Origin of the sequence: Marivivens donghaensis, from assembly GCF_030410045.1 — a bacterium.
Taxonomy (GTDB): domain Bacteria; phylum Pseudomonadota; class Alphaproteobacteria; order Rhodobacterales; family Rhodobacteraceae; genus Marivivens; species Marivivens donghaensis.
Genome location: NZ_JAUFRA010000005.1, coordinates 223,166 through 245,258, shown reverse-complemented (window position 1 = coordinate 245,258; position 22,093 = coordinate 223,166). Strand labels below are relative to the sequence as shown.

The following is a 22,093-nucleotide window of genomic DNA, read 5'->3' as shown; positions in this document are numbered from 1 at the left end:
AAAAGGGGACATCATGTCGATCTGGGAATATGCAAACCCCAAGAAATTTATGGCCACGACGGCGCCACTGATCCCGTGGATCTTTGGCGGGTCGATGCTGCTGATCATAGTTGGCTTGCTCTGGGGCCTGTTCAACACCCCAGCAGCCGACCAGTTCGAGCACTCGGTCAAAATCCTCTTCGTCCATGTGCCTTCCGCACTAATGGCGATTAACGGCTGGATGATGATGCTGGTCGCCTCGTTGATCTGGCTGATCCGCCGTCACCACGTCTCGGCGCTTGCGGCGCGGGCGGCGGCACCGATTGGCGCGATCATGACGGTGATTGCTCTGGCAACGGGCGCGATCTGGGGCCAACCGACATGGGGTACATGGTGGGCATGGGAGCCGCGCCTTACATCGTTCCTGATCCTGTTCCTGTTCTACATCGGCTACATGGCCCTCTGGACCGCGATTGAGGACAACGATACCGCTGCCGACCTGACTTCGGTCCTCTGCATCGTGGGGTCGGTCTTTGCGGTGCTCTCGCGCTATGCGGCGATGTTCTGGGGCAAGGGCCTGCACCAAACCGCGACATTCTCTGCCGACCGTGAAACCAACATCGACGCGTCGTTCTGGTGGCCTGCGGTGATTTCGATGGTGGGCTTTGGGCTCTTTTTTGTCGCATTGGTTTTGATCCGAACCAACACACATATCCGTCTACGGCGCGCTGATGCGCTTGAGGCGCGGGCTCGGAGGGCTGCATGATGGTCGATTTCGGCAAACACACGCTTCATATCTGGCTGTCTTACGGCGTGACGATCGGCCTTTTGGCCGCCCTCGCGCTGGTGAGCCTGAAACAGAGCCGCGCCGCAAAGAAACGGCTTGAAGAGGTTGAGACGAAACATGGCTAAGGTTCCGGTATTGGCAATCCTACCCCCTGTGATCTTTGCAGGGATCGCGGGGCTGTTTTTCAGCGGTATGTATTTTGGCAACGACGACAAACTCCCGTCGACCTTTATCGGTAAAGAGGCTCCGGCCCTGCCGACAGAGGCGCTAGAGGGCACCGTCCAATTGACGCCAGAGATGCTGCGGTCGGGCGAAGTGACGCTGGTGAACTTCTGGGCAAGCTGGTGCCCGCCGTGCCGTGCCGAACATCCTGTGCTGCATGAATTGGCCGAGCAGGGCTACCGCGTGGCTGGCGTGAACTTCCGCGACACCCAAGGCGCGGCGAGCGATTATCTGACCGAACTGGGCAATCCGTTCTTTGCGACGGGGTTTGACGCCACAGGGCGCGGCAGCATCGACTGGGGTGTGACCGCCCCACCAGAGACCTTCATCGTCGATGGTGACGGCACGGTTCTCTACCGTTTTGCAGGGCCGCTGATCGGCACTGACTACGAAGAACGGTTTTTACCAGAGTTGCAAAAGGCGCTTGGGAACTGATCAGCAGGCATAGGCCGCCATGGCGCCCCAATCGCGGGCGGCACGGCAGGCCATGCCCGACAGATCATAGCGCCACGCAGGTTCACCAATTTCCAACACGATCAAGAGGCTGAGCTCTTCGGCCTCTGACGTGTGCATCTGCGCTGTGGCAAAGTCGAACACATCGTCAATCACGCGCGACGACTGGCTAGAGACCTCGATGTCGGGGAAATATTCGGCCCGTTCTTCGGTCATGATCGACAGCGCGTTGGCGGCGTCGATGTCTGCGCACCACTCTTCGGCATCGCTGCCCCAGATATTCGCCTGAACGCAGGCCCCCACAGCCATCTTTTCCGCCAAACCCCGACGCCAGTAGGCCGAGGTTTCCTCATGCGCGATGATGACCAGCGCGTAGGCGCGGTTTTCCGGCAGGGGCGGGTAGGCGTCGTCGGCAGAAAGACGCAGGTGGGAGAGTTGAATATCCATCCCCCAAATCGACCACCCCCCTGTGGATTCGGCAAATCGGATTCAGGGGGTAAGCCTGTGGATAGAACCACTTAGGGGTGGGCAACCCTGTGGATAATTTGTGTATTCAATGCTGCGACCGCAAAGCGCACCTCATTCGGGATCCTCGCCGAACTTGGCACTAAATTTGCCACAGATGCTGCCGTTACAGATCCTGTATAGTCATGAGGTTTTTGCGGTATGGTCGACACGCTCAGTTGGGGTTGGTATTTTCCAACGTCGTTCCCTTTCCCAGAGTTTCTCTCTCAAGACGTTCTTGATGAGAGCCTGAACGGCTACACGATCAACAACCCATACTACATCGAATATACCATTCGTGATGGCGACAATGACGGCGTCGTCAACGACGATGACCTAGACGGCGGGCCGTTACGATACGCGGGCGACTATATCATTGGCCCGACGAAGAACCTCTACCCGCAGGAAATCGCGCTCTACACCAATTCGTCTATTGTGATGAACGGTCAGGTGATCACGGGCCTCGATATTGAGGTCACGTTGTTCACTGATGGCACATGGGGTTACCGCCTCATGGATTCGTCGATCCCGCAGGGTCACTATTCCGCGGTCTCCTCTGTCACCATAGGCACATGGAACGGCGTTGAATACACAGGGATTTATACCGCCGGCGTTGATCAGATGTTCGTCTGTTACCTCGCTGGGACAACGATCCAGACTGCGCGGGGCTGGGTGCCTGTGCAGCAATTGCGCGTGGGTGATCTGGTCGAAACCATGGACCACGGGTTGCAACCGATCCGCTGGGTTGGGCAAAACACGATCCTTGGCGTTGGGAAAAATGCGCCGGTTCGGATCGCAACGGGTGTCTTGGATAACGAAGTGCCAGTCTACGTCTCGCCAAATCACCGTTTGATGATCCACGGCCCCTTTGTTGAACTGCTCTTTGGCGAAGAGGACGTGCTCGTCGCCGCGAAACATTTAATCGATGGCGACCTCATTCGGTCAGAGCCACGGGCGCTCGCGCATTACGTCCATTTCGCGCTCGACCAGCACGATATTGTGATGGCGGATGGTTTGCTGAGTGAAAGCCTCTTGCCCGGACCTGAAGCGATCAAAACCATTTCAGAGGCCGACCGTGCCGCGCTCCTCGATGTGTTTCCTGTGCTGCGTGGCGGGTGGGAACATTATGGCCCTGCGGCCCGTATGTGCTTGACCGCGCGAGAGGCGGAACTCCTGCGGTGGGCGATGGAGCGCGAGGGGCTACTCGACCGAAAATCGCCTCTGTCCCGTCGGCCGGAACGTGAAACCGCCTGAGCGTATTCGCACAGACGTTGCCCCTAAAAATCGTGTCCTCTGTGCAATCATGTCAAAGTCTCGCAATTCATTGATTGGAGAGTGTGAGCGTGTTGCGCTAAATCGGTCTTAGGAAACGAACACGGATGTAAACATGCGACAGCTTTTGGGATCGGTGATGTGTGGCTTGGCTATGACCCTGCCTGCAGTTGCCCATGCGGATGATCATCCCCCCATTATTGTTGAATTGTTCACCTCTCAGGGCTGTTCGTCCTGTCCGCCTGCCGATGAAATTCTCGCAGAATTGGCGCAGAGCGATGATGTGATCCCGCTGGCGCTGCATGTGGACTATTGGGATTACATCGGCTGGGCTGATAGCTTTGCCAATCCGGCCTTTACCGAACGCCAGAAACGCTACGCCGCCCAAGCAGGCGAGCGGACCATCTACACGCCGCAGTTCGTGATCGGAGGTGTGGACCATGTGGTTGGCGCACACCCGATGGAACTGATGGAGCTGATGCGCCGTCACATCATCATGGCCGATGGCATTGATCTGGATCTTGAGCGGTCGGGCAATACGCTGACCCTAACCGCCGAGTCCCTGCAGAGCTTTGCAACACCGCTGACGGTGCAACTTGTTCGTTATCAACCCAATGCGCAGGTCGATATTGAACGCGGTGAAAACGCTGGAAAAACCGTTGATTACACGAATATCGTCACGTCGTGGGACGATCTGGGCGAATGGGACACGCGCACGCCGCTGTCGCTCTCTGTGACCATCGAAGGCGACGCGCCAGCGGTCGTGATCCTTCAGGAACCTGGGCCAGGGTTGATCGTATCGGCAGGGCGCGTGCGCTGAGGCTTCCAACGGTTATGCACCCAGAACCACTGTTCGGGGTTGGCCCTGACGCGGGCCTCTAGTCGAGCGGTCGCCTCTGCCATCATCTGTTCAGGGGTCGTGTGTTCGATGGGCGTCTCAACGGCTACGTCAAAACTCACACCATCGGCCTGTCGGATCCCGAAATAGGGCACCAAGAGCGCATCCATCCGCAGTGCAATATCGGCGGCAGAGGTCGCGGTCATCGCGGGATGTCCGACGAAATCCAACAAAACCCCATCAGGCACGGCCACATCAAACAACAGCGTGCCCATGCCGCCACCACGCAGATGTTTTGCAAACCCTGCCGTGCCGCGCCGCCCTTGGGCAAAGACGGGGCCAGAGAGTTCGGTCATTGTGCTGGCGTAGTGATCGTTGAAATAGGCGTTCTTCATCGGTCGGTAGAGGCCGCCGATGATGTAACCTTTGTTCGTGAGCACCTGACGCGGGGCCTCGTGGTTGCCGAAATGCCCCGTGATAAAGAGGATCGGACGGCCAGTTGCGCGGGCCTCTTCGACGGCCGCCATGCCATCGCCGCTGATCTCGGCCCGAGCAAGGCGTTGACCGAATTCCTGCCATGAATAGTTTTCGATCAAGGTGCGGCCCACGTTGTCCAGCACGCCGTCAGCAATACGGGATTTTTCGGCGTCTGACATGTCAGGGAAAATCAACGACAGGTTAGCCAGCGCCCGTTTGCGGTAGCCCGCGATAGGCCCGATGACCCGCTTTGTGACGGCCCCCATGAGCGCCACGCGCGTCTCGTAAGGCAGACGCATTAGCCCACCGATCATGCCGCGCAAAATGCGGTCAATGATCCAATCGGCGCGTGTGCCGAGGTCGGTCTCTTGAGTTTGGGCCATGTGCCATCCTGTGCGGTCTGCCCCTCAGATAAAGGGCTGGCTCCGCAATCTCAAGCAGCACGATGGATCACGCAGCGTCCTCTCCCGTAGAAAAGAGCGTTATATCGCCCGTTTCGGCCAATTTCTGGATGACGGCGGTCATTCGGGTCTGGGCTGCCTCGCCATCTGCCTTGCGTGGGGTGCCGCGCTCCGCCATCTCATCCTTGATCTGGTCCGCCACCCGTTGCGACAGGTTCGCAAGGAGATAGTCTGCCCCAGCCTCTAGCGCGCCACCCGCCGCTACCGCATGGGCCAGCGCCGCCACCACATCCGCCTGATCCGCAGCGCGTAGTACTTTGGGCACGTCGGGCGGGGGCAGGCGGGCAGGGATGTCGGCAAAGGTAAAGATCGCCTGCCGAACCTGCGCGGTGAAAACGGGATCATCGTCCTGCAGATCGGACAAAAGACTGTCGCGCAGGTCAGCGCCGCTCGCCGTGAGGATCGCACCGAGGTGCCGTGGGGCAGGCTGGGCAAAGGCCGTTTCGCGCGGTTTGCCGTAATCGCCAATCAAAGCGGTGCCAATCCGCAGGACGGTTTCGGGCGCTACGCCTGTGGTCAGCGACATCGTATAGGTGATCCGCCGCGCCCGTTCGCCCGCAATGCGGCCTAGCACTTGGGCGGCCTTATCAACGGGGAGTTTCGACAGGGTGATCGCGCAGACTTCTATTGCCTCTGCATTGACCAGAGGGACGATCTGATCGACCTCTAGCTTGCAAATCTGCCGCCACGGGTCGGTGCCAGAGAGTTCGTCGTTGAGCCGCGCCGTGGTCCCTGCGCTGAGTTGTCCTGACAACGCATCAAGAGCGGCAGAGATACCACCGGGCCCCGTGAGGCCGAGGCGGTCCATCTCGTCTAGGAATTCGATCACCACATGATCCACCGTTGCCCGATCCACCATGCCGATATCGGCGATCTCGCGGGTGAGGGCGATTTGCGCGTCCTCTGGCATGTCAGAGAGGTTCAGCGTCTGCCCGTCCGCCATCAGATATTGCACCAACAGCGCCGCCTTTTGACGGCGGGTCAGATGCGCAATCGGGGGGAGCTGTGATCCATCGGGCATTGTGGTCTCCTTTCCGCCCAAGGATCGGTTGGAAAGGTGAAAAAACCGTTAGCCCCAAATGAAAAGGGGGCCCGAAGGCCCCCGATCCGATTATGCGCCGAACACGCGCTTAAAGATCGTGTCCACGTGTTTGGTGTGGTAGTCCATGTCGAATTTTTCGTTGATCGCATCAACGCCAAGCGCGTTCACAACATCCTCGTCTGCGAGCAGTTGTTCACGGAAATCAACGCGGTCTTCCCAGACTTTCAACGCGTTGCGCTGAACCATGGAATATGCGTCCTCGCGTGATACGCCTGCTTGGGTCAGGGCCAGCAGAACGCGCTGCGACATCACCAGACCCGGGAATTTGTTCATGTTATCCAGCATGTTCTGCGGGAAGATGAGCATTTTATCGACAACGCCGGTCAGACGGTTCAGGGCAAAGTCGAGGGTGATGGTGGCATCTGGGCCAATCGCACGCTCAACGGAGGAGTGCGAAATATCACGCTCGTGCCAGAGGGCGACGTTTTCCATCGCAGGAATGACTGACATACGAACCAGACGCGCCAGACCTGTGAGGTTTTCGGTCAGAACAGGGTTCTTTTTGTGCGGCATCGCCGACGAGCCTTTTTGACCCATCGAGAAGAACTCTGCGCCCTCAAGAACTTCGGTGCGCTGCATGTGACGGATTTCGATCGCTACGTTTTCGATAGAGGATGCGATCACGCCGAGCGTTGCAAAGAACATCGCGTGACGGTCGCGCGGGATCACTTGGGTGCTGATCGGCTCTGGGTTCAGGCCGAGTTTCGCGCAGACGTGCTCTTCAACGCGGGGGTCGATGTTTGCGAAGGTGCCAACAGCGCCCGAAATTGCGCCAGTTGCGATTTCTTCACGAGCGAGTTTCAGACGCGCAAGGTTGCGGTCCATCTCAGCGTAGAAGCGTGCAAAGGTCAGACCCATAGTGGTCGGCTCTGCGTGGATGCCGTGGCTGCGGCCAACGCGAACGGTGTTTTTATGCTCCATCGAGCGCTTCTTAAGCGCTGCGAGCAGGGCTTCCATGTCTTTGATCAGGATGTCAGACGCGCGAACCAACTGAACGTTCAAGCAGGTGTCGAGGACGTCCGAGGAGGTCATACCTTGGTGAACGAAACGAGCCTCTTCAGAGCCTACATGTTCTGCAAGGTGTGTCAGGAACGCGATCACGTCGTGTTTGGTGACTGCTTCGATTTCGTCGATGCGGGCGACATCAAACTCTACGTCTTTGGCTTTCCAAACCGCATCAGCGTTTTCGCGGGGGATAACGCCCAGATCGGCCATGGCGTCACAGGCGTGTGCCTCGATCTCGTACCAGATTTTGAATTTGGTTGCAGGTTCCCAGATGGAGACCATTTCAGGGCGGGAATAGCGAGGGATCATTGGCAGCGGCCTTTCGTCGGTGGAAAGTTTCACGCGCCTCATACGATGCATGACGTGTCGTAACAAGAGCAGCACAGCCATAACTGTTGGGCAAAAGGCCGCTAGGGTGTGGGGGCTATGCCCTTGGCGCATTGAACTCGGGGGAATGATGCGTCAGGACTATAGGCGAAACCCGCCGAGATGGGGCGAGAGGATCGATGCGTAGTGTTCTGAAATTCATAACGTTTCTAGGTGTGACGCTCTTGGCGTTTACGCACCTTGGGACGTGGATTCCTCTGGCCGATTCCTTGTCTTTGGGGCGCCCTATATTGCTGGCTGCGGGTTTGGTGATTGTCATCGCCCTGTTGTTTTTTGGCCTAAAGCGGTGGGCGGCTGGCGTCTTGGTCGCGGTGATTGCCTCTGGCGTGGTCACATGGGGTGATTTCGCGGGCGGTGCGGTGCGTGGATCGGGGCCGCTGAGGCTCTATCAAAAGAACATGCTGTGGAACGGTGCCACGCCCGAGGCGATCTTGGCCGATATCCTGTCGACAGACGCGGATTTCGTAACGCTGCAAGAAACCTCATCGATCAACCAGCTCGTGCTCGACGGGCTAGAGGAACGTTTTCCCCATCGCCTCGCCTGCGCGAGCCAAGGGAACGGCGGCATCGCGCTGTTGTCCCGTTACCCACTGACGCCCTCTGGTGCGGGCTGTAGTCTGGGGAGCGGGATCGTTATTGCCCAAGCTGAGGTGCCAGAGATCGGGCAGATCTGGGTCGGATCGGTCCATCTCAACTGGCCCTATCCGTTCACCCAAGCCTCGCAGGTGCCGAAAATCCTGCATGGGTTGGAAACGCTCGACGGTCCGATCGTGATTGCTGGGGATTTCAACATGATCCCGTGGGGCAGTTCCGTGCGGCGGATCGCGGAAACGGCGGGCGCAGTGCGGGTCGGTGGTTATCTGTCGACCTTCCCCGGATTTGGCGCGCATCTGCCCTTTGCGATTGATCATACGTTGATCCCACAGGGTTGGCAGGGTGCCGTCGATATTCGCCCCTTGGCTGGGTCGGATCATTATGGTCTGGTGCTGTCATTCGGACCGTAGGACCCGCCATGACGCCCATTCTTCAAGACCACTTGCCCGACGAACAACGCGCTGTTGCTGCGGCCCGATTGCCCGCAATGCGACCTGTGACGGGACCGTGGATCACTGTGGATAGCGCCTATACGGGGCAGTTGGGCGAAAAGGCCCGTCTGATGCGCGATCATCGCGCGGCTGTCTGCGGTGTCCTGCCCGAGGCAGAAGAGGCTGTTGTGGAACTCCTCGACGTCATCTTGGCCGAATTGCCATCGGTGGGGTTCACGGTGACGGCGGATCAGGTGACGCGCCCTGACGGACAGATCGTAACCATCGACCGGAGTGATCCCTTCCTCACCCTGTCGCAACTGGTCCAAGAGGACCTGTGCCTTTTGCAAAAGCAGGGCGACGAACATGTGCTGACAGCGGCGCTCTTGTGTTTCCCCGCCGCGTGGACCTTGGCCGAGAAAATCGGGCGTCCGCTCTTGCGCATCCATGTGCCCGTGCCGTCCTACACTGAGGACATCGGCAAACGCGTGCAGCGTTTGTTTGATGGGGCGCAGCCGCTACGTCCGATGTGGCGGGCGAATTTGCACAGTTATGAGGACGCGACGCTGTTCCATGTGCGCAGCGAATCGAACCCGCGTCCCTACACGGACATCAATCCGCTCTATGAACGCAGTGAACGGCAGACCGTCATGCGGCTGCCGAAAACGGGTGCGGTTCTCTTTGCGATCCACACCACGATGGTTGCGATTTGATTAGGGGTTGAGGGTCGATTTGACCCGCTCCAACAGCGCGGACACCCAATTTTTATGAGAGGTCGGCGTTTGCCGAGACATGACGCCAGCCTGATGCGGCAGGCGCATCTGCGGCTTTGGCTGCGCAGAGGCCGGAATGTGGATCGGCTTTGGCGCGAGGTAATCTTGGACACTCTTAAACATGATACTGGACCTGAAAACTGGTTTACTCAGCGACAACATCTCAACTTATAATGGCAAAATCAGGGCAAAGACATGAAATTGTCGTGGGGCCGTTCCAGTAAACGAAAAGGGCGCCCGAATGGGGCGCCCTCTCGATTGTCTGACGACTGCTAAAATTAGCAGCTGTAGTACATTTGGTATTCGACCGGATGCGGGGTGTGCTCGTAAGCGTAAACCTCGTTCCATTTCAGGTCGATGTAAGCCTGAAGCTGGTCTTTGGTGAACACGTCGCCTGCAAGCAGGAAGTCCATGTCTTTTTCCAGCTCTTCCAGAGCTTCACGCAGCGAACCACATACGGTCGGGATTGCTGCCAGTTCTTCTGGCGGCAGATCGTAGAGGTCTTTGTCCGAAGCAGCGCCCGGATCGATTTTGTTTTTGATGCCGTCGAGGCCAGCCATCATCAGAGCTGCGAAAGCGAGGTAGGGGTTCGCTGCCGGATCTGGGAAGCGAGCTTCTACGCGTTTTGCTTTCGGCGATTCGGTCCACGGAATACGGACACAGCCCGAACGGTTGCGTGCGGAGAACGCGCGCAGAACAGGAGCCTCGAAGCCCGGGATCAAACGCTTGTAGGAGTTTGTCGACGGGTTGGTCAGCGCGTTCAGTGCTTTTGCGTGGGTCAGGATACCACCGATGAAGTACAGAGCGTCCTGCGACAGGTCAGCGTATTTGTCGCCTGCAAAGAGCGGCTTGCCGTCTTTCCAGATGGACATGTTTACGTGCATGCCAGAACCGTTATCGCCAGCCATCGGCTTGGGCATAAAGGTTGCGGTTTTGCCGTAGGACGCAGCCACGTTGTGGATGATGTACTTGTACTTCTGGATGTTGTCGGCTTGCTCGACCAGACCACCAAAGATCATGCCCAGCTCGTGCTGACAAGTCGCCACTTCGTGGTGGTGTTTGTCAACTTTGATGCCGATGCGCTTCATGGTGGAGAGCATTTCGCCACGGATGTCCTGCGCTTCGTCAATTGGGTTCACAGGGAAGTAACCGCCCTTGTGACCTGCACGGTGTGCGAGGTTGCCCATTTCGATTTCTGCGTCGGTGTTCCAAGCAGCTGCTTCAGCGTCGATCTGGTAGGATACTTTCGCCGGAGTAACCGAGTAACGAACGTCGTCGAACAGGAAGAATTCAGCTTCAGGGCCGAAGTATGCAGCGTCACCGATGCCCGAGGACTTCAGGTAAGCTTCTGCTTTTTTCGCGATCTGACGCGGGCAACGGTCATAGGCTTCGCCAGTGTCCGGCTCAACAACGTCACAGTGGATCGCGATGGTTTTCTCAGCATAGAACGGGTCCATGTAAGCAGAGGACGCATCCGGCATCAGTTTCATGTCGGACTGGTCGATCGACTTCCAGCCAGCAATCGACGAACCGTCGAACATGAAACCTTCTTCGAGGAAGTCTTCGTCAACGAGGTCGGAGACGATCGTCACGTGCTGGAGCTTACCCTTCGGGTCGGTGAAACGTACGTCGACGTATTCTACGCCTTCGTCCGCGATAAGTTTAAGAAATTCTTGGTTGTTCATCCCTGATTCCTCTTGAGGTGAAATTTGTCAGTGAATTAAAGCGCGTCGTCGCCAGATTCACCGGTGCGGATACGGATCGCTTGTTCGACAGGCGATACGAAGATTTTACCGTCGCCGATCTTGTCGGTTTTGGCAGCGCCGATGATTGCCTCAATGGCGGCATCGACTTGATCGTCAGCAAGGACGACCTCGATTTTTACTTTCGGCAGGAAGTCCACAACATATTCAGCGCCGCGATACAGCTCTGTGTGGCCTTTCTGACGACCAAAGCCTTTGACTTCGATCACGGAGAGACCTTGTACGCCAGCGTCCTGCAGGGCTTCCTTGACCTCGTCCAGTTTGAACGGTTTGATGATCGCCTCGATCTTTTTCACTGACGCGACTCCCTTCGCTTTGGTGTTCCTTCGGCGTCAGACCATGTCTGCACGGCAGGCACAATCGGGTAGGCTGACGCAGGCTATTCCTTCGGGATGATTCCATAGGGTGTGATTAAAAATTGTGCAACATGCGCGCTTGATGTGCGGTTTGAAAACTTTTGGTGCTGAAACGATGATCGAAGTCCTGACCTCTGCCCAAATGCGCGCCGTTGAAGGTGCTGCGATGTCGTCTGGCCGTGTCACAGGCCTCCAGTTGATGGAGCGTGCGGGGCAGGGCGTTGTTGATGCCATTTTAGACAAATGGCCCGTGATGGCCACCGCGCCTGACCTTGCCGTTGTGCTCTGCGGGCCAGGCAACAACGGCGGTGATGGTTTCGTCATTGCGCGGCTTTTGGCAGAGCGTGGATGGGAGGTCGCGTGTTTCTTTGCGGGTGACGCGGCGCGTTTGTCAAACGATGCCCGCGCCAATTATGACCGTTGGGTTGCGATGGGGCAGGTGCGGCCTTGGGCTGACTTGGGTGCGGCCTTGCGGGGCTGGGACGATGCGCATCATCCCGCGCTCTGGATTGATGCGGTGTTCGGCACGGGCTTGTCGCGGGCGGTGACGGGTGAGATTGCAGAAGGCTTCCGCGCATTGTCCGTCTGGCCTGCCGATCTGGCCTATGCCGAGGGCGGCCAATGGGTCGCTGTTGATCTGCCCAGCGGATTGGACGCGGACACAGGCCAATCGCACCTGACCGAGGATGTGCGGATTTTCTATGACCTCACGGTGAGTTTTCACCGCGCTAAACTGGGCCATCACCTGAACATTGGTCCCGATTTGTGCGGTGATCTGGTGGTCGCTGACATTGGTGTCACGACACTTTGTCCCGACGCTGTGCGCCTATCTGAACCGCGCCTATCCTCGCTCAAAGGTGGGCTGCGGCGGGTGACGCATAAATATAGTCACGGTCACGCGCTGATCCTCGGTGGTCCTGCGTGCAAAACGGGGGCGGCGCGACTGGCGGCGCGGGCTGCGCTGCGGGCGGGGGCGGGGCTGGTCACGATCGCGGTGCCACGTGACGCCATCTCGGAATACGCCGCCCACGAAACGGCGGTGATGCTGGTGCCCTGCGACACGCCCAATGACCTAACCGCTCTCTTAGAGGATAAACGCTACGACCGTCTCTGCATTGGCCCCGCGTTTGGCGTCGACCGTGCGGCGGCGTTTTTGCCCACGATCCTCGCGGCCGAGCGGTTCACGGTGATTGATGCGGATGCGCTGACGGCTTTGGCGTTGGATGACGCGCTGATGAGCTCACTTCACCCCCACTGCGTTCTCACCCCGCATGGCGGCGAATTTGCGCGGTTGTTCCCTGACCTCATCGACCACCCGTCGAAAATCATCGTGACCGAGGAGGCCGCGAGCCGCACTGGCTGCACCGTTCTCTACAAAGGGCGCGATACCGTCATTGCGGCGCCCCATCGCCCGACGGTCCTGAATGCGGCGACGTATGATAATGCGACCCCTTGGCTCGCGACGGCGGGGGCGGGCGATGTGCTCGCGGGGATCATCACGGGGATTAAGGATGTAGAGACGGCTGCATGGCTCCACACCGCCGCCGCCCGTCATTTTGGCGCAGGGCTGATTGCCGAGGATCTGCCAGAGGCGCTGCCCGCCGTATTCCGCGACTTAGGCCTCTAAAGCGAAAACGCCGCCCGAAAGGGGCGGCGCATCAAAACGATGTGGTATGGATCAGACAGCCGCCGATCCGACCTCCATCCCGTCTGCATAAAGTATGTGCTGACGGTCAAACACCAGTTCAAACATCATCACCGACAGGGGTTCGGACCGTGTGATGAACTCACCATCGATCAAACGCTCTGCACTGACCATCGCGGTCGCCTGACCATAGAGAGCCTGCGCACGCCAATCGCGGATGTGGATCGGGGTTTGCGCGAAAACGGCCATGTCACGGTCAGGGCGGGTGTTGCCCAGCGTGCCTGCCTTAATGCGGATCAACTCTGCGGTGACAGTAAACGCACGAACTTCGCGGAGGATCGCCATACCAGAATCGCGCGTAATCACACGATCGCCAGCGGCGAGCGTCTCAACAGGGAGTTCCCCATCCAGCGTCAAAAGGGTGGTGCCGGCCACAAGGCCAGTCAAATTACGAACGCCCACGGCTTGCGCCGGGCGAATCTCGATATCAGGGTGCATGGCGGTTCCCGCTCTTGCTGTGTCTGCCTCAATTGCTAGGCAGGTTAAGCAAGCATTGGGTTAACACCAGTCAAAAAGCACCCCCGACTGCCCATATGCGCCGATTGTTAACCTTTTGGACACACTTTATGCGTGTTTACATACATTTAATACGTGTTCATTTTTCGCTGGAAGCCCGCGCAAGGCTTTGCTAGACCGCCGGTCATAGCGGGTGTGGCGAAATTGGTAGACGCACTAGATTTAGGTTCTAGCGCCGCAAGGCGTGGGGGTTCAAGTCCCTCCACCCGCACCATAAATCCTGAATGAACTGACGTTTTAGATTGGCCCTTGGCCGGTCCTCTCAGCCTGTTCAGGGCCTTATTTTCCCGAATTCGACGCGTTTCCCCAGAATGGACCCGAAAAACATCCTGATGGAATAGGGGGGAATGTGCCATTTCGCCTTGCATGGGGCGCTATGCCCCAATAGAAGGACGGCTGATTTAGGGTGGCCGCCGTTGTGCGGCCTGAACGAGACGTAAAAGGACGCATACGATGCAGGTCACCGAGACCCTCAACGAAGGCCTCAAGCGCGGCTACACTATCACTGTAACCGCCGCAGAGCTCGACGCAAAAGTAAACGAAAAGCTCATCGAAGCTCAGCCCGACATTGAAATGAAGGGTTTCCGCAAGGGCAAAGTCCCGATGGCTATGCTGAAAAAGCAGTTCGGCCCGCGTGTTCTGGGCGAAGCGATGCAAGACGCAATCGACGGCGCGATGAACAACCACCTCGAAACTTCGGGTGACCGTCCGGCAGCACAGCCGGAAATGAAAATGACCAACGAGAACTGGAAAGAAGGTGACGACGTTGTTGTCGAAGTTTCCTACGAGCGCCTGCCGGACATTCCGGAAGTCGACTTCTCTGACGTGAAACTGGAGCGTCTGGTTGTTAAGGCTGACGACGCATCGATCACCGAAGCTCTCGAAAACCTCGCGAAAACCGCGAAATCCTACGAAGACAAAGACGGCGCTGCAGAAGACGGCGACCAAGTTGTCATGGACTTCCTCGGTAAAGTTGACGGCGAAGCATTCGACGGCGGCGCAGCATCTGACTACCCGCTGGTTCTCGGCTCGAACTCCTTCATCCCTGGCTTTGAAGCTGGCCTTGTTGGCGTAAAAGCTGGTGACGTGAAAGACGTAGACGTAACCTTCCCTGAGGAATACGGCGCTGAAAATCTCGCTGGTAAAGCGGCTGTTTTCACCTGCACCATCAAAGCTGTTAAGGCAGCGAAAGACGCAGCGATCGACGACGAACTGGCTAAGAAATTCGGTTCCGAAGACCTCGCTCAGCTGAAAGCACAAGTCGCTGAGCGTCTTGAAGCTGAATACCAAGGTGCAGCACGCGCAGTTGCGAAACGTTCGCTCCTCGACGCGCTGGACGGCAAAGTTGAATTCGACCTGCCGGAATCGCTGGTTAACGCTGAAGCTGACCAGATCGCTCACCAGCTGTGGCACGAAGAAAACCCAGAAGTGCACGATCACAACCACGGTTCGATCGAAGCAACCGACGAGCACAAAGCTCTCGCTGCACGCCGCGTGAAACTGGGTCTGTTCCTTGCTGAAATCGGCAACAAAGCAGAAGTGAAAGTTTCTGACGCTGAACTGACCCAAGCGGTCATGAATCAAGCACGTCAGTACCCGGGCCAAGAGCGTCAGTTCTTTGAATTCGTTCAGCAGAACGCTCAGTTCCGTCAGCAGCTTCAGGCTCCGATCTTTGAAGACAAAGTAGTCGATCACATCTTCTCGGTCGCTTCTGTGACTGACAAAGAAGTATCGAAAGAAGATCTCCAGAAGGCTGTTGAGGCTCTGGAAGAAGAATAATCAGCGGTTTATCCCTGATCGAAAGGCGCCCTTTTGGGGCGCCTTTTTTGTTTGTGCGACGAAACACCTCGACCGAAAAAGGTTTATCCATTGGGATAACAGGCCTAGGCTTAAGGCAGTGAAGTCTCAACCGAGGAGTTAAACCATGAAGCAAATTATTTTATCTGTTCTTGCTGTGTTTGGTTTATCGACGGCTGCGATGGCGTGCCCTGATTACTCTCAGTGGGGGGACAGCTATTCGGTTACTGGTCCCCAGATGCGCAGCCCTGTTCGTTTTAACGTGGTCGCGGGTGGCGAAAACTACATTTGGAACTGTCCGAATGTGCGCCCTGGAACGGATCAGGGGGCAGGGTATTTCACCACGGCGCCTGATTTCACCTTTGATATGAGCGGGATGTCGGGGCTGAAGCTGGAAATCAGCGTTATCAGCAAATGCGACAGTGCGCTGTTGATCAACACCGCGTCGGCCAATTGGTATTACGATGACGATGACAACGGCAACATGGACCCCAAGATCATTCTGACGCGACCGATCGACGGCTATCTCGACGTTTGGGTTGGCACTTACGACGGGGATTACTGTGATGCGATCCTCGAGCTGGAAACCTTCCGCCGCTGATCCCCGCATAAGAAAAAGGCCGCAGATTTCTCTGCGGCCTTTCTATTTGGTCTGACGGGAACCTTAGAGGTCTTCGTCGGAGTCCGCAGCAGCGCCACCAACGTCGTCGAACAGTTCGGCGATCTCGTCAGCTGCAGCTTGCTCTTCTTCAGCAGCCAGTTCCTGGATCGATTTACCCGATGCCTGGATCTCAGCTTCTTCTGCAGAGCGTGCAGCGTTGATGGTGATGGTTGCTTCAACTTCAGGGTGCAGAACAACGGTTACGCTGTGCAGGCCCAGTTCTTTGATCGCGCCTTGCAGGACAACCTGCTTGCGGTCGATCGAGAAACCACCAGCGGTCGCAACTTCGGCGATGTCACGCAGGGAGACAGAACCGTAGAGAGCGCCCGAGTCCGAAGCGGAACGAATCACAACGAACTGCTGACCGTTGAGGGTTGCAGCCAGTGCTTCGGCTTCTTTTTTGGTTTCGAGGTTGCGTGCTTCGAGCTGAGCTTTGTCAGCTTCGAATTTCGCTTTGTTTGCTTCGTTAGCGCGCAGAGCCTTGCCGGTAGGCAGAAGGAAGTTGCGAGCGTAGCCGTCTTTCACGGATACGACTTCGCCCATCTGGCCGAGTTTGGCAACGCGTTCGAGAAGGATAACGTCCATTGATATGACTCCTTACTTCACAGCGTAGGGCAGCAGAGCCAAGAAACGTGCGCGCTTGATGGCTTGTGCCAGTTTGCGCTGGTTCTTGGATCCAACAGCGGTGATGCGTGCGGGAACGATTTTGCCGCGCTCAGAGATGTAGCGCTGCAGAAGGCGAGTGTCTTTGTAGTCGATCTTCGGAGCGTTCTCGCCCTCGAACGGATCGGACTTACGACGACGGAAAAATGGTTTGGTAGCCATGACTTAATGTCCTTTCCTGATCAACTTAGCGACGTTCGCGGCGTTCGCCACGGTCACCGCGTTCGCCACGCTCACCGCGGTCGTCACGCTTTTGCATCTGAACCGACGGACCTTCTTCATGTGCATCGACCTTGATGGTCAGGATACGCATAACGTCGTCGTGCAGGCGCATCAGGCGTTCCATCTCTTGAACAGCCGACGACGGTGCATCGGTGCGCAGGAAAGCGTAGTGGCCCTTGCGGTTTTTGTTGATCTTGTAGGCCATCGTTTTGACGCCCCAGTATTCGCTTTCGATGACTTTGCCACCGTTGTCAGCAAGCACTGTCGAGAAGTGTTCGACGAGGCTTTCAGCCTGTGCGTTCGACAGGTCCTGACGCGAAATGAAAACATGCTCGTATAGCGGCATGTGCACTCCTGTTTTTGTTCAGCGCATTTCATAGGGTGGCAATGAGATCTTTCCGCCTCCACCCACGAGAGACTGCGCAGTTCTAACGAATTGCGGAAAGATGGGGCCTTATACATGCCGCGCCTGCAAAGGCAAGTGTGGAATGACACTCTCTATATATACGCACCAGCGTGGGGCACCGAGATCGTGTTTGGGGTGAATATGAGAAAGTCAAAACAACGTCAGGGCATCGCCTGTTTTTCGCCATGTTTGGTCTACAAGATTACAACCATAGGGTAAAAAGGTGCTACAATGAACGCGCTGACAACTGATAGATTATTCCACAACGGGGCAATCGAGGTTCCGATGGGCTATAGCAAGGCTGGTTTTATGCTCGCTGATACGTATTGGGGTTATGTCATTCGGTCGCTTGAGGGGCCATCGCCGCTGGTGAAAACCCTACAGGCCGTTGCGCTGTTTATCGGGGCGGTGTTTGCTCTGGCTGCGGTGGGTCTGTGGCTCATGCCGTCTAGCATAGTGTCAGACGGTGTGCAGATCATCAAAATTGGCCTGACGGTGTTTTTGGCCGTCGTGTCAGCCTTTTGTTTCCGCTACGCGACCCGTGGCGCTGAGGTCGAACTAGAATTCGACACCAATGTCCGCGAACTGCGCGAGGTTGTTCGCAATCACGCAGGCCGTCCGTCATTGATCGGGCGCTATGATTTCAAATCTTTCAGCGGTCTATTCATCGACCGTGAGCGCGGCGAAAAGGGCCATGGTGCCTTGATGCTCCGCTATCGCAATTCGACCACGCTGTTAGAGGTCGCCTATGGTCCGCTCCCTCGGATTGAGGCGCTGCGCGATCGTCTGGGCAAAGACCTGATCGCAATACCAGCCTAATATTTCAAGTCATTTCCTTAAACGGGCGGCCCATTGGGTCGCCTTTTTCACGTTTACGAATTCTTGTGATGTGGCCCGCGACACGCTAAGGCAGAGAAAACGTTACAAAAGGGAAGTGACACATGCGGGCATTCGTATTTCCGGGGCAGGGCGCCCAAGCCATTGGAATGGGCAAGGCACTGGCCGATGCTTATCCGGCAGCCAAAGCCATTTTCGACGAAGTTGATGACGCGCTCGGCGAAAGCCTGTCGTCGCTGATCTGGGACGGCGACATTGAGACCCTAACGCTGACCAAAAACGCACAACCCGCGCTGATGGCGACCTCTTTGGCGGCGATGCGCGCGCTCGAGGCTGAGGGCGTGTCGATCACTGCGGCTGATTACGTCGCGGGTCACTCGCTCGGTGAATATTCGGCGCTGGCTGCGGCTGGTGCGATTTCGGTTGCGGATGCCGCGCGTCTGCTGCGCACCCGTGGCACCGCGATGCAGGACGCTGTTCCTGTTGGTGTTGGCGCTATGGCCGCTCTCCTCGGTCTCGATTTCGAAGCTGCGACCGCTGTCGCCGAAGAAGCAGCCCAAGGCCAAGTTTGTCAGGCCGCAAACGACAACGACCCGTCGCAGGTTGTTGTATCGGGCCACAAAGAGGCCGTTGAACGCGCTCTGACCATCGCCAAGGAAAAAGGCGCGAAACGTGCGCTTCTTCTGCCTGTGTCTGCACCGTTCCACTGCGCACTGATGAAACCCGCCGCTGACGTGATGGCAGAGGCGCTGGACGACGTTCAGATCAATGCGCCTGCTGTGCCAGTTGTTGCAAACGTGCGCGCCGCTGCGGTCACTGATCCTGCGATGATCCGTTCGCTCTTGGTTGAGCAGGTCACGGGGTCCGTGCGTTGGCGCGAAAGCGTGCTGTGGATGGCCGATCAAGGCGTGACCGAGGCATGGGAAATCGGCGCAGGCAAGGCGCTGTCGGGCATGATCAAACGCATCAGTAAGGATGTCGCGACCAACAACGTCGGCACCCCTGACGATGTTGCTGCCGCTGTTGAAGCACTCAAAAGCTAATTGAACCTGCCCCTACGCGGGCGGAAGAAAGGATATAAGATGTTTGATCTCACAGGTAAAAATGCGCTGATCACTGGCGCTTCGGGTGGTATCGGTGGCGCAATCGCTAAGGCACTGCATGGTGCGGGCGCGACGGTCACTCTGTCGGGCACCCGTCAGGGGCCTCTCGATGAACTGGCTGCTGAACTCGGCGACCGCGTTCACGTGCTGACCTGTAACCTCAGCGATGCGGCTGCCGTTGACGCGTTGCCGAAACAAGCCGCTGATCTGATGGGTTCGGTTGATATTCTGATCAACAACGCTGGCATCACCAAAGACAACCTCTTTATGCGTATGTCCGACGACGAATGGTCGAGCGTGCTAGAGGTCAACCTGACCTCGACCATGCGTCTGTGCAAAGGCGTGATCCGTGGCATGATGAAGGCGCGTTGGGGCCGCATCGTGAACATCTCGTCGATCGTTGGTGCGACAGGTAACCCAGGGCAGGCGAACTATGCAGCGTCTAAGGCGGGCATTGTCGGCATGTCGAAATCCATCGCATACGAAGTGGCAAGCCGCGGGATCACCGTGAACTGCGTCGCACCGGGTTTCATCGCGACCGCAATGACCGACAAACTGACCGACGATCAGAAAGAAAAAATCAACGTTCAGATCCCCGCCGCTCGCATGGGCACCCCAGAAGAGATCGCAGCAGCGGTTCTCTACCTCGCGTCGAACGAGGCGGGCTACACCACTGGTGCGACCGTTCACGTCAACGGCGGCATGGCGATGCTCTAAGAAGACACTTTGCAACTTTACGTAAAGTAAACTCACCAATTTCACGTATAGGGGTAGCCATTGGCTGCCCCTTTTTATTAGAATCTTGTCACAACAATAAAAAACGTCGACGGAGATTTTTGGATGGGGCGCAAATCGGGCTTTACCGATGAGGATGTTTTTGTGTGGTTGGCGGATCATCTCGCCACAGCACCGGGGGTAACGGTGCAACAAGTTTCAAAAGGCACGAAAGTATCTGTGGGTTCGATCTACCACCGCTTTGGCTCGATGGAGGATCTCCTCGCCGAAGCATGGGTTTGGGCGCATCGGAAATACCGAGAAACCGTTCAGGTCACGTTGTAGCTCGACGGACTTGCGGGCGGGTTGCGATCTGCGGTTCGGGCGCTTCGGTTTGCGCATACAGATTCACGCGCTGCGGTTCTGATGTATTCCGTTTCAAAACGGTTCCTTGTGCGAAGTGGGATCAGTGCCCGTGTTCAAGATATGGTGGTAACCGAAGAGGCGGCAATGGACGCTGCCATCAACGATTACGCCCAACGGTTTGGCGTGGATGCGATGTCAGTTGAGCTCGGGATATTTCAAATTCCTAAAGCGATCGCGCAAAAATACCTGCCTGGCGGTGATATTCCTGCGGCTGCAGAGGGCTATGCGCGAAAATCCTGTCGCGCGATCCTGAACAATCCTTTGCAAACGCTAGATGAAGATGACAGTTGAAAGCGTTTGCCTCTGCGGAATTCTCTGCTATAGGCCCTGTGATACCTGCAGGATGTGACGGATGACGTTACGTCCGTGGGCGCCCCATGCGGGCAGTTAACCGCCCCGCGGGGCACACAAAAGAACGGGCCGAAAGCCCTATTGAACGTGAGGACTTGATATGAGCGATGTCGCTGATCGTGTGCGCAAAATCGTAGTTGAGCACCTGGGTGTTGAAGAGGAAAAAGTGACCGAGAATGCATCGTTCATCGATGACCTCGGCGCAGACAGCCTCGACACCGTAGAGCTGGTTATGGCTTTCGAAGAAGAATTCGGTATCGAAATCCCGGACGACGCTGCAGAGACCATTCAGTCCTTCGGCGACGCTGTGAAATTCATCTCTGAAGCTCAGTAATTAACTGGATTTCAAGGTATTGATTGCGGCACCCCTCGGGGTGCCGTTTTCGTTTTGGCGCATCGGTTTGCCACGTTGGGACCGTTTGCGCATCTGTTCGACCCTCGGCCCACGACCCAACGCTGCCACGAGGTCTGCTGCCGTCAACGCACGGCGAAACGAGATCCCGCTGACATGCGTATTTGACCACGCCACCCGACAGGGGCGAGGCTGCCCATTTACCATGATCGTGATCTTCTGACGCCGTTCAAACGGGGGCGTATCCGTCATCGTGATCTTTGCGCCCAAGCGACTGATGTCGATGATCCGGGCGGGAATCACCTTGCCCTGATGGGGGATGGTTGTCTCAATGCTGCAAGTGAACCGTCGCGCCTTAGCGTGGCGGAGCGCGATGATACGCCCGAAAAACACACCAGCGGTGATCAGTGCAAGGAACCCCAAACCGCCGTTTACCGCTGCCGTGCGCGGGGTGATCAGCGGCTCGTCCATGGTTGAAAAGGACTGCGCGTGGGCTTGGCTGTCGCAGAGGTCGGTGAGGCGGGGCAGGGTGGCAATCGCAGCCTCTACAACCACACGGTTCTGCGATAGCAGCGCGCCACCGATCCGCTCCCGTTGTGCCTCTGTCTGGGTCTGCAATCGACCAGCGATCACGGCACCCAGTTGCGCTGCATTCGCCAGCGCCGCCTGCGCATCGGAATTCACCCGATCCCCAATCATCCACCGAACAGAGGCCGCATCGAACCGCCCGCCGTTTCGCGCCAGATGATCCAGCGCCACGCGCGCTTGGGTCGGGTCGGTGAGCGCGATCTGCTGCGCTACGATGATCGTCGCAAGATCGTGAACCGCACGGCAATCCACCCCATCCTCAGCCGCATCGGCCGAACGGAGGGGCGCCAAGGTGATAAAGACCACGCAGAAGAGGCGGAAAACGAACATCATATTGATCAAATACGC

28 protein-coding genes and 1 tRNA gene are annotated in these 22,093 nt (G+C 57.3%); 17 read left to right on the top strand and 12 right to left on the bottom strand.

Annotated elements, in window-relative coordinates; all coding sequences use genetic code 11:
- The first annotated feature begins 13 nt into the window (after positions 1-13).
- The 3 genes from ccmC to QWY83_RS06835 are packed head-to-tail and all read left to right on the top strand — an operon-like array spanning position 14 to position 1,423.
- On the top strand, positions 14-745 hold the full coding sequence (gene ccmC / locus QWY83_RS06845) for a heme ABC transporter permease CcmC (RefSeq protein ID WP_249945546.1): 732 nt from the start codon (positions 14-16) through the stop codon (positions 743-745).
- Positions 742-891, top strand: a complete 150-nt coding sequence (gene ccmD / locus QWY83_RS06840; RefSeq protein WP_105234831.1) for a heme exporter protein CcmD — start codon at positions 742-744, stop codon at positions 889-891. Before ccmC ends, ccmD begins: the two co-directional genes overlap by 4 nt.
- Positions 884-1,423 carry a DsbE family thiol:disulfide interchange protein gene (locus QWY83_RS06835; RefSeq protein WP_105234832.1) on the top strand — a complete coding sequence of 180 codons (540 nt, stop codon included), beginning with the start codon at positions 884-886 and terminating at the stop codon, positions 1,421-1,423. Before ccmD ends, QWY83_RS06835 begins: the two co-directional genes overlap by 8 nt.
- Here the strand turns inward: QWY83_RS06835 and QWY83_RS06830 are convergent, their stop codons facing one another.
- The gene (locus tag QWY83_RS06830; protein WP_105234833.1) at positions 1,424-1,888 is read right to left on the bottom strand and encodes a DUF7684 family protein; all 465 of its coding nucleotides are present in this window, start codon (positions 1,886-1,888) and stop codon (positions 1,424-1,426) included. It lies immediately after the preceding gene.
- Between the two features lie 219 nt (positions 1,889-2,107).
- Between QWY83_RS06830 and QWY83_RS06825 the strand changes: the two genes are divergently transcribed.
- On the top strand, positions 2,108-3,199 hold the full coding sequence (locus tag QWY83_RS06825; protein WP_249945547.1) for a Hint domain-containing protein: 1,092 nt from the start codon (positions 2,108-2,110) through the stop codon (positions 3,197-3,199).
- A gap of 133 nt (positions 3,200-3,332) precedes the next feature.
- Positions 3,333-4,037, top strand: a complete 705-nt coding sequence (locus QWY83_RS06820) for a DUF1223 domain-containing protein (protein WP_105234835.1) — start codon at positions 3,333-3,335, stop codon at positions 4,035-4,037.
- Here QWY83_RS06820 and QWY83_RS06815 read toward each other — a convergent pair.
- From QWY83_RS06815 to purB, 3 genes are all read right to left on the bottom strand, one after another.
- Positions 3,989-4,915, bottom strand: a complete 927-nt coding sequence (locus QWY83_RS06815) for a lysophospholipid acyltransferase family protein (RefSeq protein ID WP_249945548.1) — start codon at positions 4,913-4,915, stop codon at positions 3,989-3,991. The two genes, QWY83_RS06820 and QWY83_RS06815, sit on opposite strands and share 49 nt — an antisense overlap.
- 67 nt (positions 4,916-4,982) lie before the next feature.
- Positions 4,983-6,014 (bottom strand): FliG C-terminal domain-containing protein, encoded by a 1,032-nt coding sequence (locus QWY83_RS06810; RefSeq protein WP_249945549.1) that lies wholly within the window; start codon positions 6,012-6,014, stop codon positions 4,983-4,985.
- 90 nt (positions 6,015-6,104) lie between these two features.
- Complete coding sequence (gene purB, locus QWY83_RS06805) at positions 6,105-7,409, bottom strand: adenylosuccinate lyase (RefSeq protein WP_249945550.1); 1,305 nt, start codon at positions 7,407-7,409, stop codon at positions 6,105-6,107.
- A gap of 197 nt (positions 7,410-7,606) precedes the next feature.
- Here purB and QWY83_RS06800 point away from each other — a divergent pair, with 197 nt between their 5' ends.
- On the top strand, positions 7,607-8,491 hold the full coding sequence (locus tag QWY83_RS06800) for an endonuclease/exonuclease/phosphatase family protein (RefSeq protein WP_249945551.1): 885 nt from the start codon (positions 7,607-7,609) through the stop codon (positions 8,489-8,491).
- 8 nt (positions 8,492-8,499) lie between these two features.
- A complete protein-coding gene (locus QWY83_RS06795) occupies positions 8,500-9,225 on the top strand; it encodes a heme-dependent oxidative N-demethylase family protein (RefSeq protein WP_249945552.1) in 726 nt (241 codons plus the stop codon).
- Here the strand turns inward: QWY83_RS06795 and QWY83_RS06790 are convergent, their stop codons facing one another.
- The 3 genes from QWY83_RS06790 to QWY83_RS06780 all read right to left on the bottom strand — a co-directional run bounded on the left by QWY83_RS06790 (position 9,226) and on the right by QWY83_RS06780 (position 11,344).
- Positions 9,226-9,408, bottom strand: a complete 183-nt coding sequence (locus QWY83_RS06790; RefSeq protein ID WP_249945553.1) for a hypothetical protein — start codon at positions 9,406-9,408, stop codon at positions 9,226-9,228.
- 155 nt (positions 9,409-9,563) lie between these two features.
- Entirely contained in the window at positions 9,564-10,970 is a 1,407-nt protein-coding gene (gene glnA, locus QWY83_RS06785; RefSeq protein WP_249945554.1) for a type I glutamate--ammonia ligase, read from the bottom strand.
- 35 nt (positions 10,971-11,005) lie between these two features.
- Complete coding sequence (locus tag QWY83_RS06780; RefSeq protein ID WP_067545695.1) at positions 11,006-11,344, bottom strand: P-II family nitrogen regulator; 339 nt, start codon at positions 11,342-11,344, stop codon at positions 11,006-11,008.
- 142 nt (positions 11,345-11,486) lie between these two features.
- Here QWY83_RS06780 and QWY83_RS06775 point away from each other — a divergent pair, with 142 nt between their 5' ends.
- On the top strand, positions 11,487-13,031 hold the full coding sequence (locus QWY83_RS06775; RefSeq protein ID WP_249945555.1) for an NAD(P)H-hydrate dehydratase: 1,545 nt from the start codon (positions 11,487-11,489) through the stop codon (positions 13,029-13,031).
- A gap of 51 nt (positions 13,032-13,082) precedes the next feature.
- Here QWY83_RS06775 and QWY83_RS06770 read toward each other — a convergent pair whose 3' ends face one another.
- A complete protein-coding gene (locus QWY83_RS06770) occupies positions 13,083-13,547 on the bottom strand; it encodes a Hint domain-containing protein (protein ID WP_249945556.1) in 465 nt (154 codons plus the stop codon).
- Positions 13,548-13,754: 207 nt separating this feature from the next.
- On the opposite strand from QWY83_RS06770, the gene QWY83_RS06765 reads away from it, so the two are divergent.
- From QWY83_RS06765 to QWY83_RS06755, 3 genes are all read left to right on the top strand, one after another.
- A tRNA-Leu gene (locus QWY83_RS06765) sits at positions 13,755-13,839 on the top strand.
- A 239-nt stretch (positions 13,840-14,078) separates the two neighbouring features.
- Positions 14,079-15,404: a trigger factor gene (tig, locus tag QWY83_RS06760; RefSeq protein ID WP_249945557.1), complete on the top strand. Its 1,326-nt coding sequence runs from the start codon at positions 14,079-14,081 to the stop codon at positions 15,402-15,404.
- A 145-nt stretch (positions 15,405-15,549) separates the two neighbouring features.
- Entirely contained in the window at positions 15,550-16,023 is a 474-nt protein-coding gene (locus tag QWY83_RS06755) for a hypothetical protein (protein WP_249945558.1), read from the top strand.
- Positions 16,024-16,086: 63 nt separating this feature from the next.
- On the opposite strand, the gene rplI is transcribed toward QWY83_RS06755, so the two are convergent.
- Genes rplI through rpsF form a run of 3 tightly spaced genes read right to left on the bottom strand, consistent with a single transcriptional unit; the run spans position 16,087 to position 17,314 of the window.
- Positions 16,087-16,668, bottom strand: a complete 582-nt coding sequence (gene rplI, locus QWY83_RS06750) for a 50S ribosomal protein L9 (protein WP_067545686.1) — start codon at positions 16,666-16,668, stop codon at positions 16,087-16,089.
- Positions 16,669-16,680: 12 nt separating this feature from the next.
- Positions 16,681-16,908, bottom strand: a complete 228-nt coding sequence (gene rpsR / locus QWY83_RS06745) for a 30S ribosomal protein S18 (RefSeq protein ID WP_067545682.1) — start codon at positions 16,906-16,908, stop codon at positions 16,681-16,683.
- Between the two features lie 25 nt (positions 16,909-16,933).
- The gene (gene rpsF / locus QWY83_RS06740; protein WP_067545679.1) at positions 16,934-17,314 is read right to left on the bottom strand and encodes a 30S ribosomal protein S6; all 381 of its coding nucleotides are present in this window, start codon (positions 17,312-17,314) and stop codon (positions 16,934-16,936) included.
- A gap of 291 nt (positions 17,315-17,605) precedes the next feature.
- Here rpsF and QWY83_RS06735 point away from each other — a divergent pair, with 291 nt between their 5' ends.
- The 6 genes from QWY83_RS06735 to QWY83_RS06710 all read left to right on the top strand — a co-directional run bounded on the left by QWY83_RS06735 (position 17,606) and on the right by QWY83_RS06710 (position 21,139).
- Complete coding sequence (locus tag QWY83_RS06735) at positions 17,606-18,193, top strand: hypothetical protein (protein ID WP_249945559.1); 588 nt, start codon at positions 17,606-17,608, stop codon at positions 18,191-18,193.
- 122 nt (positions 18,194-18,315) lie between these two features.
- Entirely contained in the window at positions 18,316-19,254 is a 939-nt protein-coding gene (gene fabD, locus QWY83_RS06730; protein ID WP_249945560.1) for an ACP S-malonyltransferase, read from the top strand.
- A gap of 39 nt (positions 19,255-19,293) precedes the next feature.
- Positions 19,294-20,031 (top strand): 3-oxoacyl-[acyl-carrier-protein] reductase, encoded by a 738-nt coding sequence (fabG, locus tag QWY83_RS06725; protein WP_249945561.1) that lies wholly within the window; start codon positions 19,294-19,296, stop codon positions 20,029-20,031.
- Positions 20,032-20,154: 123 nt separating this feature from the next.
- Positions 20,155-20,373 (top strand): TetR/AcrR family transcriptional regulator, encoded by a 219-nt coding sequence (locus QWY83_RS06720; RefSeq protein ID WP_249945562.1) that lies wholly within the window; start codon positions 20,155-20,157, stop codon positions 20,371-20,373.
- 81 nt (positions 20,374-20,454) lie between these two features.
- Complete coding sequence (locus tag QWY83_RS06715; protein ID WP_290245766.1) at positions 20,455-20,745, top strand: hypothetical protein; 291 nt, start codon at positions 20,455-20,457, stop codon at positions 20,743-20,745.
- Between the two features lie 160 nt (positions 20,746-20,905).
- Complete coding sequence (locus QWY83_RS06710) at positions 20,906-21,139, top strand: acyl carrier protein (RefSeq protein WP_067545664.1); 234 nt, start codon at positions 20,906-20,908, stop codon at positions 21,137-21,139.
- Here QWY83_RS06710 and QWY83_RS06705 read toward each other — a convergent pair whose 3' ends face one another.
- Positions 21,140-22,075, bottom strand: a complete 936-nt coding sequence (locus QWY83_RS06705) for a PilZ domain-containing protein (RefSeq protein WP_249945564.1) — start codon at positions 22,073-22,075, stop codon at positions 21,140-21,142.
- Positions 22,076-22,093 lie beyond the last annotated feature (18 nt).